Source organism: Mesorhizobium sp. M4A.F.Ca.ET.050.02.1.1, assembly GCF_003997725.1.
GTDB lineage: Bacteria > Pseudomonadota > Alphaproteobacteria > Rhizobiales > Rhizobiaceae > Mesorhizobium.
Map to the genome: position 1 here is coordinate 1 of NZ_RZSG01000097.1, position 12,247 is coordinate 12,247.

The 12,247-nt window shown below is 64.4% G+C and carries 10 protein-coding genes; 7 read left to right on the forward strand and 3 right to left on the reverse strand.

The annotated features are described in order from the left end of the window. The 3 genes from EOA33_RS09880 to EOA33_RS09890 form a co-directional block, all read right to left on the reverse strand. Nucleotides 1-2,892 (reverse strand): efflux RND transporter permease subunit (locus EOA33_RS09880; protein ID WP_145989101.1); only part of this gene is annotated, 2,892 nt, incomplete at its 3' end. Beyond that, nucleotides 2,889-4,052: an efflux RND transporter periplasmic adaptor subunit gene (locus EOA33_RS09885; protein ID WP_127405537.1), complete on the reverse strand. Its 1,164-nt coding sequence runs from the start codon at nucleotides 4,050-4,052 to the stop codon at nucleotides 2,889-2,891. The genes EOA33_RS09885 and EOA33_RS09880, both read right to left, overlap by 4 nt. A gap of 171 nt (nucleotides 4,053-4,223) precedes the next feature. After that, on the reverse strand, nucleotides 4,224-5,051 hold the full coding sequence (locus EOA33_RS09890) for a MurR/RpiR family transcriptional regulator (protein ID WP_127405538.1): 828 nt from the start codon (nucleotides 5,049-5,051) through the stop codon (nucleotides 4,224-4,226). Between the two features lie 148 nt (nucleotides 5,052-5,199). Here EOA33_RS09890 and EOA33_RS09895 point away from each other — a divergent pair, with 148 nt between their 5' ends. From EOA33_RS09895 to EOA33_RS09925, 7 genes are all read left to right on the forward strand, one after another. Further along, entirely contained in the window at nucleotides 5,200-6,018 is an 819-nt protein-coding gene (locus EOA33_RS09895; protein WP_127405539.1) for an N-formylglutamate amidohydrolase, read from the forward strand. Nucleotides 6,019-6,037: 19 nt separating this feature from the next. Further along, the gene (locus tag EOA33_RS09900; RefSeq protein ID WP_127405540.1) at nucleotides 6,038-7,594 is read left to right on the forward strand and encodes an amino acid permease; all 1,557 of its coding nucleotides are present in this window, start codon (nucleotides 6,038-6,040) and stop codon (nucleotides 7,592-7,594) included. Between the two features lie 87 nt (nucleotides 7,595-7,681). Further along, nucleotides 7,682-9,052: a glutamine synthetase family protein gene (locus EOA33_RS09905; RefSeq protein WP_127405541.1), complete on the forward strand. Its 1,371-nt coding sequence runs from the start codon at nucleotides 7,682-7,684 to the stop codon at nucleotides 9,050-9,052. Between the two features lie 68 nt (nucleotides 9,053-9,120). Beyond that, nucleotides 9,121-9,633 (forward strand): hypothetical protein, encoded by a 513-nt coding sequence (locus tag EOA33_RS09910; RefSeq protein WP_127405542.1) that lies wholly within the window; start codon nucleotides 9,121-9,123, stop codon nucleotides 9,631-9,633. Further along, the gene (locus tag EOA33_RS09915) at nucleotides 9,623-10,042 is read left to right on the forward strand and encodes a type II toxin-antitoxin system VapC family toxin (protein WP_127405543.1); all 420 of its coding nucleotides are present in this window, start codon (nucleotides 9,623-9,625) and stop codon (nucleotides 10,040-10,042) included. The genes EOA33_RS09910 and EOA33_RS09915 overlap by 11 nt, the downstream gene beginning before the upstream one ends. Next, on the forward strand, nucleotides 10,005-11,444 hold the full coding sequence (locus EOA33_RS09920) for an aldehyde dehydrogenase family protein (protein ID WP_127405544.1): 1,440 nt from the start codon (nucleotides 10,005-10,007) through the stop codon (nucleotides 11,442-11,444). Before EOA33_RS09915 ends, EOA33_RS09920 begins: the two co-directional genes overlap by 38 nt. A gap of 18 nt (nucleotides 11,445-11,462) precedes the next feature. After that, nucleotides 11,463-12,247: iron-containing alcohol dehydrogenase (locus EOA33_RS09925; protein WP_127405545.1), on the forward strand; the 785-nt coding region annotated here is incomplete at its 3' end.

A 12,247-nucleotide genomic window follows, 5' to 3' on the forward strand; every position in this document is an offset into this window, starting at 1 on the left:
GATCATTGTCATCATCACCGGGCGCAGGCGGATGATGGAGGCCTGCTCGATCGCCTCGCGCACGCCGAGCCCGCGATCGCGCAGCTGGTTGGCGAACTCGACGATCAGGATGCCGTTCTTGGCCATGACGCCGACCAGCAGCACCAGGCCGATCTGGCTGTAGGCATTGAGGCTGGTTCCCGAGAGCAGGAGGGCGAAGATCGCGCAGGCGAGGCCCAGCGGCACCGTCGCCATGATAATGATGGCGCTGACGAAGCTTTCGAACTGGGCGGCAAGCACCAGCAGGATGATGACCAGCGCGAAGCCGAAGATGGTGATCATGGCGCTGTTGGTCTCGCCCAGCGTCGCCGCCTCGGCGAGCGGCAGGATGCGGCTGCCCGGCGGCAAGAGCGGCGTGGCAATCTCCTCGGCGCGGCTCAGCGCGTCGCCGAGCGCGAAGTCGCCTGACAGGTTCGAGGTGATAGCGACCGACGGCTGCTGCTGCTCGCGCGTCAGCGATGGCGGCACGGCGCGTTCGGTCAGCGTCGCGATGGTCGACATCGGCACGAAGCGGCCGTCGCCGGTCTTCAGGAAGATGTTCTCGAGGTCGGTCGGGTCGTTGATCGGGTTGGTCGTCGAGACCAGCTTCACGCCATAGCTGCGGTCGGCGATGTAGACGTCGACGACGTCGTTGCCGTCGAGCATGGCCTGCAATGTGTCGGCCAGCCCGGTGATGTCGATGCCGAGGTCGGAGGCGCGCTCGCGGTCGATGGCCACGGCCAGCTGGGGCTGGGTCGGGTCGACGGAGAGCCGTGGCGACTGGAAGCGCTGGTCCTTCTGCATCTCGGCGATGACCTTGCCCGCCGCCTCGCCGAGCGCCTTGCGGTCGTTGCCGACCAGCGCGAACTGCAGGCCGTTGCCGGCGCCGCGGATACCAAGGCTGTTGGGCTGCACCGGGAACACCCGCACGTTCGGCACCTGCCTTGTCAATCGGCTGATCTCGGCCACGATCTCCCGCTGGCTGCGCGCGCGTTCGTCCCACGGCGCCAGCGTCATCACCATGAAACCTGAGTTGTAGGCGCCGTTCTGGCCTGCGTTTTCGAAGGTGCCGCGGATCTCGCCGGATTCGCGCAGCGGCTGGATCAGCCTCTCGATCTTCTGCATCTGCTCGGTCGTGTAGTCGAGGCTGACGCCTTGCGGGGCGCTGATGCGCAACAAGACGACGGCGCGGTCCTCGCTCGGCGTCAGCTCCTGGCGGATGGTGCCGAAGAGGGTGAAGGCGATGCCGGCGAAGAGCAGCGCCACCAGCACCACCAGCCACGGCGCGCCGAGGCAGGCATGCAGGCAGCGCCGGTAGGTCGCGTTCAGCGCGCCGCCGATGCGGGCGCCGATGCCCTTGCCGCCTTCATGGTGGAGCGAGGCGCTGGACAGCATGCGCGAGGCGAGCATCGGGCAAAGGGTGAGTGCGACCACGCAGGACAGCAGCACCGACATCGCCAGCACAAAGCCGAATTCGCGAAACAGGCCGCCGGTCTGGCCGGGCAGGAAAGAGATCGGCACGAAGACGGCGACCAGCGTCAGCGTGGTGGCGATGACGGCGAAGAAGACCTCCTGCGCGCCAAGCACGGCCGCCGCGCGCGGCCCCATGCCCTGGTTGCGCCGGCGCACGATGTTTTCGAGCACGACGATGGCGTCATCGACGACGAGTCCGGTGGCCAGCACCAGCGCCAGCAGCGTCAGGATGTTGACCGAAAAGCCGGCGAGATAGATCGCGGCGATGGTGCCGATCATGGCGACCGGCATCGACAGGCCGGGGATCAGCGTTGCGCGCCAGTCGAGCAGGAAGGCGTAAATGACGATCAGCACAATCGAGACAGAGAGCGCCAGCGCGATCTCGACCTCGTGCACGGCGCCGTTGACAAAGACCGCGTCGTCGCTGGTGACCTTGATCGACATTCCCTGTGGCAAGTTCTCCTGCAGCTTGGCGACGGCCGCCCTGACGCCGGTCGAGATGTCCAGCGTGTTCGATTCCGCCTGACGGATGATGCCGAGGCCGATGCCGGTCTTGCCGTCCGAACGCAGCGCCGTCTGGCCGACATCGGGACCGAGCGTGACGGTTGCGACGTCACGGATGCGCGTCTTGCCGGCGATGATGATGTTCTCGAACTCCTCCGGCGTCGTCACGTCGGCCGTGGTGCGCACGATCAGATCCTGGTTGGTGGTGGTGATCGAGCCAGCCGGCGAATCGAAGGCGACCGAGGCGAGCGCGGCCCGGAGATCGGCGACGGTGAAGCCGTGGCTGGCGAGCTTGTTCTGGTCGACGTCGATGCGGAAGATCTTGTCGCGCTCACCGGAAACCTGGACGTCGGCGACGCCCGGGACGGCGGCGAGCTCGTCCTCGATCTGATCCTGGACGATCACCGTCATGTCCTGCACCGACATGGTGTCGGAGGTGACCGCCAGCCGCATCACCGGCTCGGAATTGGCGTCGGCCTTGACGATGCGCGGCCTGTCGGCCGTGCCCGGTATCTGGTTGGAGATGCGGCTGACGGCGTCGCGCACATCGGAGGCGGCGACGTCGAGATCGACGTCGTCGTTGAACTCGATGGTGACACGGCTGTTGCCGAAGGAGGAAGTCGACGAGATAGACTTGACGCCGGAGACGCGCGCGACCGCGCCCTCGATCGTGTCGGTCAGCTCGCGGTCGACGGTCTCGGCTGCGGCGCCCTCGAAGGTGGTGCTGACGGTGATGACGGGACGGTCGACATCCGGCAGTTCACGGATCTCGACGCCATAGAAGGCGGCAAGGCCGGCGACCGCGATCAGTGTGTTCAGCACCAGGGCCATGACCGGCCGGCGAATGAACAGCGCGGTGAAGCCGCTCTCGCTGGCGGTGTTGGCGCCGCCGCTCATGGGCTGTCAGCTTCGGCGGCGCGCTGCTGCTCGCCGGCGATGCGGACCTCGCCGCCCTCGCTGACGCTCTGGGTGCCTTCGGTCACCACCATGTCGCCGCTGACGATTGGCGCGTCGATTAGCACTGTCTCGGTGTTGCGCTGGATGATGCGCACGGGAACGCGTTTGGCCTTGCCGTCCGCGACCGCCCAGACATAGGCGCCGTCGGAACCCCACAGGATGGCCAGCGGGCTAACCGCCGGATAGGAGTCGCCCGGAAATTTCATGCTGATCTGGAACGACATGCCGGCGCGCAGCGAATCCGCCGGGTTGGCGATTGTCGCCTTGACCAGCAGCGTGCGGCTGGCCTCGTCGATATGGTTGTCGATGGCCGAGACGGTGCCGGTGTAGGCTTGGCTCGGATTGGCGATCGGCGTCGCCGACAATTGCGCGCCGACCTTGACGGCGGCGGCGAAGCGCTCGGGCACCAGGAAGTCGACCAGGATCGAGGAGCGATCGTCGAGCGTGGCGATGGCCGACTGGCTGGTCACGTAATTGCCGGCGGAGATCGGCAGGATGCCGACCGTGCCCGAAATTGGGGCCACGATCGAGCGGCGCTGCAGGGCGAGCTCGGCGTCGCGCAGCGCCAGCTTGGCGTTGGCCAGCGCCACTTCCGCATCGGCGACGGCGACCGGCGTCGCGGCATTCGAGGCGCGCAGCGACTTCACCCGGTCGAGCTTGTCCTGAGCGTCCTGCAGGCCGACCTTGGCGCGGTCCTCGGCAATCACCTCGGTGTCGGAATCGAGGGTGGCGATGACCTGGCCCTTGTCGACATGGGTTCCGGAGGCGACCAGAAATTCGACGAGACGGCCGGAACTGTAAGGGTTGACCGTGACCGAGGCGTTGGCTCGGCCGGTGCCGATCGCCTGCAGGCGGTCGTTGATGGTGGCCGTGCTCGCCGGCAACGCGACGACATTCGCCGGTTGTCGGTTGCTGTCGCGGCTGCTTGCCTGCTTCGCCGCGTCGACGGCGCCGGTCGTCTGTGCCGATGTCGCGGCGTCGGCCCATTCGATACCCCAGCGTGCCAGCACCTCATGCGCGCCCGGGAAAAAACGTACCCAGGCGGCCGCGGCGGCCACCAGGATCACAAGCGCAAAAACGATCTGTTTCCAGGCGGCCATCGGCACTCCGGTCGGCAAAACGTCTACAGGTTTCCCCAAGCAAAAAACGCAGCAACGCACCCCGGCAATGTGCGAAGCCACGCGATATCATGGCTTTATGGCAATTCTGCCGCTGCCATGCACATTAAATCTGCGTAACGTTGGCGGGCCGCCGGCACGGATACCGGGAGGTCAGCGCAAGCCTTCCAACTCGCGGATGCGCTTGGCGCCGTCGGCCTCAAGCTGCCTTGTGACGGCGCCGATCAGCGTCTCGGCGACGACGAAGAGGGCGGCCGAGGAATCCCAGGCCGAGGGCACAGCGGTGCGTCCGGCGATGACATGGCGGGCGAAGCGGGCGATCGGCGACAGCCATTGATCGGTGAACAGCACGATCTGAACGCCGCGCTGATGCGCGGTCTCGGCAAAGCGCACCAGACTGTCCTGGTAGCGCCTGATGTCGAAGATCACCAGCACGTCGCGCTTGCCCATGTCGATCAGCCGGTCGCGCCAGATGCTTTCCTGTCCGGCGAGGTGGTAGACGTCCGGCTGGACGATGGCGAGGTGCGCGGCCATGTAGCGCGCCAACGGATCGGTGAAACGGCCGCCGATCAGGAAGGTCTTGCCGCGCCTGGCGGCGAGCAGTGCCCCGATGTCGGCAAGCTGCTTCTCAGACAGGTGCCTGAAGGTCTCGCGCATGTTCTCGAGCGTCGCCTCCAGCATCGGCGACACCGCGCCGCCGCCGGGCGAGGCCGGGTTGAGCGTGCGCGACGCCGGCGACTGCAATTGCGCCGCCAGTTCGTCCTGCAGCGCCGACTGGAATTCCGGATAGTTCTGGAAGCCGAGGCGGGCGACGAAACGCAGGATCGTCGGCGAGGACACGCCGGCTGCGGCCGAAAATTCGGCAACCGTCTTCAGCCCGATCATCGGATAGTTGGCGATCAGCGTCTGCGCCGCGCGCCGCTCGCCGGCCGGCATGGCGCCAATGCGGTCGGAAATCAGTTCGGCGATGCTGGAGATCATGGTTTTCCCCCACCTATTGGCCCGGTCGACGCTATTCCCCGAAATCGCGTTTGACAAAGCCGGACAAACTGTATGAAATCATCCGCACGGGCGCAATGAGACAAAATACGTAACATACGATACAGCGCTCCCCAGGGGACGACTGACTATGGAGACAGCACGGCCCGCCAGCCCTGCATCGCCTGAAACCGTAGGGGTAACGAACCCCGGCGGGGCGAGCCCGTTTGTTCTGACTTGCGACCACGCCTCCAACTTCCTGCCGGCCGAATTCGGCACGCTCGGCCTGCCGGCGGAGGACCTCTCCCGCCACATCGCCTGGGATCCCGGCGCACTGCCGGTCGCCCATCGCATGGCCGCCGCGCTCGACGCCACGCTGATCGAAACCCGCATCTCGCGCCTCGTCATCGACTGCAACCGGCCGCTCGATGCGCCGGACCTTGTGCCGCCGATAAGCGAGACCACGGTCATTCCCGGCAATGCCGGTCTGTCGGACAAGCAGCGCGCCCGGCGCATCGACCTGTCGTGGCGGCCGTTCCACGACACGATCGCGCGCATCATCGACGAGCGGCTGGCGCGTGGGCAGGAAACGCGGCTCGTGTCGGTGCATTCCTTCACGCCGGTCTACAAGGGCAAGAGCCGGCCCTGGCATATCGGCATCATCCATGACGAGGACCGCCGGCTGGCGGTGCCCCTGATCGCGGCGCTCAAGCGGCTCGCCGGCGTCGCCGTCGGCATCAACGAACCCTATTCGCCGGCCGACCGCGTCTATTTCACGCTGGAACGGCATGCGCGCTCGCGCGGCCTTGCCTGCGCGATGATCGAAATCCGCAACGACGAAATCTCCGGCGAGGCCGGGCAGCGGAAATGGGCGGATCTGCTCACCGGCATTTTTTCTGATCTGGAGCCCGAGGAGGCCAGCGGCTCCCGACAACGCGCAGTGGGAAAGTCAGTACAATCGGCCAGCTAAGAACTAAAGGGGACTTCAAATGACAGCACCGGGTTATACCGAAGTTGATAAGGCGGAGGACGTAAAGCACCTCCACAGCATGGGCTACGCCCAGGAACTGGAGCGGCGCCTCAGCCGCTTTTCGAATTTCGCGGTTTCGTTCTCGATCATCTGCATCCTGTCCGGCGGCATCAATTCGCTGGCGCAGGCCACCTCCGGCGCCGGCGGCATCGGCATCGGCATCGGCTGGCTGGTCGGCTGCTTCGTGTCGCTGACCTTCGCTGTCGCCATGTCGCAGATCAGCTCGGCCTATCCGACGGCCGGCGGCCTCTACCACTGGGGTTCGATCCTCGGCAATCGCGGCACCGGCTGGGTGACGGCCTGGCTCAACCTGCTCGGCCTGATCACTGTGCTCGGCGCCATCAATGTTGGCACCTGGACCTTCTTCGTCGGCGCCTTCGGACCGGCGCTGGGAATTGAAGGCAATCTGACCAACCAGATGATCTTCCTGATCATCATCACCGGCGCCCAGGCACTGATCAACCATCTCGGCATCAAGCTGACGGCGAAGCTCACCGACTTCTCCGGCTATCTCATCTTCTTTGGCTCGATCCTGATCGCGATCGTCTGCCTTGCCGCCGCCGAGACCTGGGACGTCAGCCGTCTCTTCACCTTCCACAACTACTCGGGCGATGCCGGCGCCGGCGTCTGGCCGTCGGTGTCGAACGCCTGGGTGTTCGCGCTCGGCCTGCTGCTGCCGATCTACACCATCACCGGCTACGACGCCTCGGCGCACACCTCCGAGGAAACCATCAAGGCGGCCAGTTCCGTGCCGCGCGCGATGGTCATGTCGGTCATCTGGTCGGCCGTCTTCGGCTACCTGTTCCTGGCCGCCTTCATCCTGATGATCCCGAACATGGACGATGCCGCCAAGCAGGGCTGGAACGTGTTCTTCTGGGCCTTCGACCAGCGTGTCAGCCCCGGCATCAAGGAGTTCGTCTACCTCGTCGTGTTCGTCGCGCAGCTGCTTTGCGGTCTCGCGACGGTCACCTCGGCTTCGCGTATGATCTTCGCCTTCTCGCGCGACGGCGGCCTGCCGGGTTCGGCGGCACTCGCCAAGGTCAGCCCGACCTATCGCACACCGGTGGCGGCGATCTGGACGGCGTCGATCCTGTCGGTGCTGTTCGTCTGGGGTTCGACGCTGGTTTCGGTCGCCGGCACCTCGGCCTACACCATCGTGGTTTCCTGCACGGTCATCTTCCTGTTCCTCTCCTTCACCGTGCCGATCGTGCTCGGCATGTTGGCCTGGGGCACGCCGAAGTGGGACAAGATGGGCCCGTGGAACATGGGACGTGGGATCTTCATGCTGTTCGGCGTTCTCTCCATTCTGTCAATGATCCTGATCTTCGTCATCGGCATCCAGCCGCCGAACGACTGGGCGCTCTACATCACCGTAAGCTTCTTCATCCTGACGGCGATCGTGTGGTTCGCTTTCGAGCGCAACCGCTTCCAGGGCCCGCCGCTTGGCGACATCATCGCGGCGCGCCAGGCAGCGATCAAGGCAGCCGAACAGGCGGTCGGCGAGACCGGCCACTGACGTCTATTTCCATGGCCATGGCCGGCCTGGCGCCGGCCATGGTTTCGTTCCCCCTCTCAAAAGACCAAGCGCTGGAGTGCCAAAGGAATGGCCGGAAATTTCTCGTTCGATCAATTGAAGAAAGCGGTCTCCAATGGCGAGATCGACACGGTGCTGGCCTGCATCGTCGACATGCAGGGCCGGCTCGCGGGAAAGCGCTTCCTGGCCCAGTATTTCGTCGATACCGCGCATGGCGAGACCCATGGCTGCAACTATCTGCTGGCCTGCGACATCGATATGGAGCCGGTGCCGGGCTACAAGGCGGCAAGCTGGTCGAAGGGCTATGGCGACTTCGTCATGAAGCCGGACCTGGCGACGCTGCGGCGGCTGCCGTGGCTGGAAAAGACGGCGCTGGTGATCTGCGACGTGCTCGATCACCACGACCATGAAGATCTGGCGCATTCGCCGCGCGCCATCCTGAAGAAGCAGGTCAAGCGGCTGAAGGATCGCGGCTATATCGGCTACTTCGCCTCCGAGCTCGAATTCTACCTGTTCAACGAGACCTACGATTCCGCCCGCAAGAAGCACTGGCAGGGCCTCGACTCGGCCTCGCCCTACATCGGCGACTACCAGATCGGCATCACCACCAAGGAAGAAGGCGTGATGCGCCGGCTGCGCAACGAGATGGAAGCTGCCGGCATTCCGATCGAGAACTCCAAGGGCGAATGGGGCCCGGGCCAGGAAGAGATCAACGTGCGCTACGCGGAAGCGCTCGATATGGCCGACCGCCACGTCATCCTGAAGAACGGCGCCAAGGAGATCGCCGATTCCGAAGGCAAGTCGATCTCCTTCATGGCCAAGTACAATTACGGCCTCGCCGGCAACTCCAGCCACATCCACAATTCGCTGTGGAGCGCCGACGGCAAGACGCCGCTGTTCTTCGACAAAAACGCCGAATGGACGCTGTCGACGCTCGGCCAGCAATGGGCCGCGGGCCAGCTCAAATACGCCAAGGAGTTCACCTGGTTCCTGGCGCCCTACATCAATTCCTACAAGCGCTTCCAGGCCGGCACCTTCGCGCCGACCAAGATCATGTGGAGCGAGGACAACCGCACCGCCGGCTTCCGCCTGTGCGGCGAGGGCACCAAGGGCATCCGCATGGAGTGCCGCATCGGCGGCGCCGATTTGAACCCCTATCTCGCCTTCGCGGCGCTGATCGCATCCGGCCTTGCCGGCATCGACGAGAAGCTGGAGCTGCAGAAGCCGTTCGTCGGCGACGCCTACCAGGCCTCGCGCCTGCCCGAGATCCCGAAGACGCTGCGCGATGCGACAGAGACGCTGTCGAAGTCGAAGATGCTGAAGCAGGCCTTCGGCGAGGATGTTGTCGAACACTATGTGCATACGGCCCGCTGGGAGCAGTTCGAATACGACCGCCGCATCACGGATTGGGAACTGCACAGGGGGTTCGAGCGGTACTAAAGCTGTAATCCGCGTTGACTGAACCTAACTAAAGCTGTAATTTCTCAGTTAGGCTCAAGGAGCGCGAAATGGGAAAATATTCGCCTTTGCGTACGTATCTCATGGCTCAGACCCGTGAACGGATTCCGATGTCGTTCAAGGACATCGAGAGGCTGCTTGGCGAGAAGTTGCCGGCGTCCAAGCAATATCCGGCCTGGTGGAGCAACAATCCCAGCAACAATCCAATGACAAAGGAATGGCTGGCTGCGGGATTCCAGACGGAGTCAGTCAACATCGCAGGCGAGAATCTGATCTTTCGACGCTCTAAGGCAGATGCTCGGCAAGGAAGTGGTCAAGCATATGGCAAGTCTGCAGGCGGGCTAACCGAGGCAAGGAGTTCGGGGCGTCGTCCCGGCTTCATCGAGGACAAGGTGGATTTCAATAATGCTCCGCACATGAGCGGCGAGAACGAGGAATATATCGTGCCGCCACGCGGCGCCGATCCGTTGTTTGGATGCATGGCCGGCACGCTCACGCTGCTTCCGGACGTCGACTATACCGCTCCCGCGGATCCGGACTGGGGCAAAGTCTATGACGACTGATGGAGTGCTGCTGGACACTTGCTTCATGCTGTGGCTGTCGACGGACCAGCCGGTCGCGAGGACGGCGGTTGATAAGGTGACCAGTGCGCGAAAAAATGGCGACGTGATCGCCGTTTCGGTCATGTCGGCTTGGGAAATCGGCATGCTTGTGTCGAAGGGCCGGCTTCCATTCATCAAGTCGCCGCTCGGTTGGTTCGAAGGGTTCGTGCAAGCCGGTGCGACGAGCGTCGAGGGGATCGACAGCGAGCTTCTGGTGGAGTCCTCGTTTCTGCCTGGCGCCGTTCACAACGATCCGACGGACCGGATCATCATAGCCACTGCCCGCTCGAAGAACCTCGCAATCATTACCCGCGATCGCGCCATCCTTGCTTATGGCGCGGCCGGCTTTGTCAAAACAGTCCCTTGTTGATTTTGGAGACGCCTTCTTGGAAACGGTCAAACTCAAATCCCCCATCGACGGCTCGATCTATGCCGAGCGGCCGGTCGCGACGGACCAGGCGATCAACGCCGCGGTCGAGCGCGCCAAGGCGGCGCAGGAGAAGTGGGCCGAAACACCGGTCGTCGAGCGCGGCAAGTACATGCTGGCGATGCTGGAAGCGCTGGTCGCCATGAGCGACGAGATCGTGCCGGAGATCGCCTGGCAGATGGGGCGCCCGGTACGCTATGGCGGCGAGTTCGGCGGCGTCAAGGAACGCGTCAACTACATGGTCGAGATCGCCGAACAGGCGCTGAAGCCGGTGATGGCCTCCAACCCGAAGGACGGCTTCCGCCGCTATGTGAGGAAGGTGCCGCTCGGCGTGGTCATGGTCATCGCGCCGTGGAACTACCCCTATCTCACCGCCGTCAACACCATCGTGCCGGCGCTGATGGCCGGCAGCGCGGTCATCCTCAAGCACGCGGCGCAGACGCTTCTGGTCGGCGAGCGCTTCCAACAGGCCTTCGACAAAGCTGGCCTGCCCAAGGGCCTGTTCCAGAACCTGGTCATGAACCACGGCCAGACCGAGAAGCTGCTCGGCTCCGGCAAGATCGACCATGTCAACTTCACCGGCTCGGTCGCAGGCGGTCGCGCCATCGAGAAAGCCGCGGCCGGTACTTTCATGAGCCTCGGCCTCGAGCTCGGCGGCAAGGATCCGGCCTATGTGCTGCCCGACGCCAAGATGGATCATGCGGTCGCCAATCTGGTCGACGGCGCCTTCTTCAATTCCGGCCAGTGCTGCTGCGGCATCGAGCGCGTCTATGTTCACGAGAAGGTCTATGACGAGTTCGTCGAGGGCTTCATTGCCGAGACCAGGAACTATGTCGTCGGCAATCCGCTGGAACAGGCGACGACGCTGGGGCCGATGGCGCAGGCGCGCTTCGCCGACCTGATCCGCGAGCAGAAGGCCGAGGCGCTGCGCAAGGGCGCCACCGCGCATGTCAACATGAAGGTGGCCGAGGACAAGGCAGGCTCGCCCTATCTGGCGCCGGAAGTGCTGACCAATGTCGACCACCAGATGAGCGTCATGCGCGAGGAGAGCTTCGGACCGATCGTCGGCATCATGAAAGTGCGCAACGACGAGGAGGCCATCGCGCTGATGAACGACAGTCCCTACGGGCTGACGGCATCTATCTGGACGCGCGACACCGAACGCGCGGTGGCGATCGGCGACCGCGTCGAGACCGGCACCGTGTTCATGAACCGCTGCGACTATCTCGATCCGGCGCTGGTCTGGACCGGCGTCAAGGACACCGGCAAGGGCGCAGCACTTTCGGCGATCGGCTACGACAATCTGACCCGGCCGAAATCCTACCACCTGCGCGAAGCGATCTGATTTTTCGAAAGACAAGCAATGTCCAAGCTCATCTCCAAATGGAACTACCCGACCACCGTCCGCTTCGGCGCCGGCCGCATCAAGGAACTGCCAGACGTGTTGGCAGCCACAGGCATCAAGCAGCCGCTCTTCGTCACCGATCCTGGGCTGGCGAAATTGCCGGTCGTCGCCTCGACGTTGAAGATTCTCGACGACGCCAAAGTTCCGTATGGCGTGTTTTCCGAGGTCAAGCCGAACCCGGTCGATTCCAACCTGACCGCCGGCATCGCGGTGTTCAAGAAGGGCAAGCATGACGGCGTCATCGCCTTCGGCGGCGGCTCGGCGCTCGACCTCGGCAAGCTGATCGCCTTCCAGGCAGGGCAGACGCGGCCGGTGTGGGACTTCGAGGATGTCGGCGACTGGTGGACGAGAGCCGATTCCGACGCGATCGCGCCGATCATCGCGGTGCCGACCACCGCCGGAACCGGGTCGGAAGTCGGCCGCGCCGGCGTCATCACCAATGAGGAGACGCACACCAAGAAGGTCATCTTCCATCCGAAGCTTTTGCCGGCGATCGTGATCGCCGATCCGGAGCTGTCGGTCGGCATGCCGGGCTTCATCACCGCCGGCACCGGCATGGATGCGCTGGCGCACTGCCTCGAAGCCTATTGCGCGCCGGGCTATCATCCGATGGCCGACGGCATCGCGGTGGAAGGCAGTCGGCTGGTGTTCGAGAACCTGCCCAAAGCCTGCGCCAACGGCGAGGGCCTTGTTGCCCGCGCCCACATGATGAGCGCCGCAGCGATGGGCGCGGCGCTCAGCAT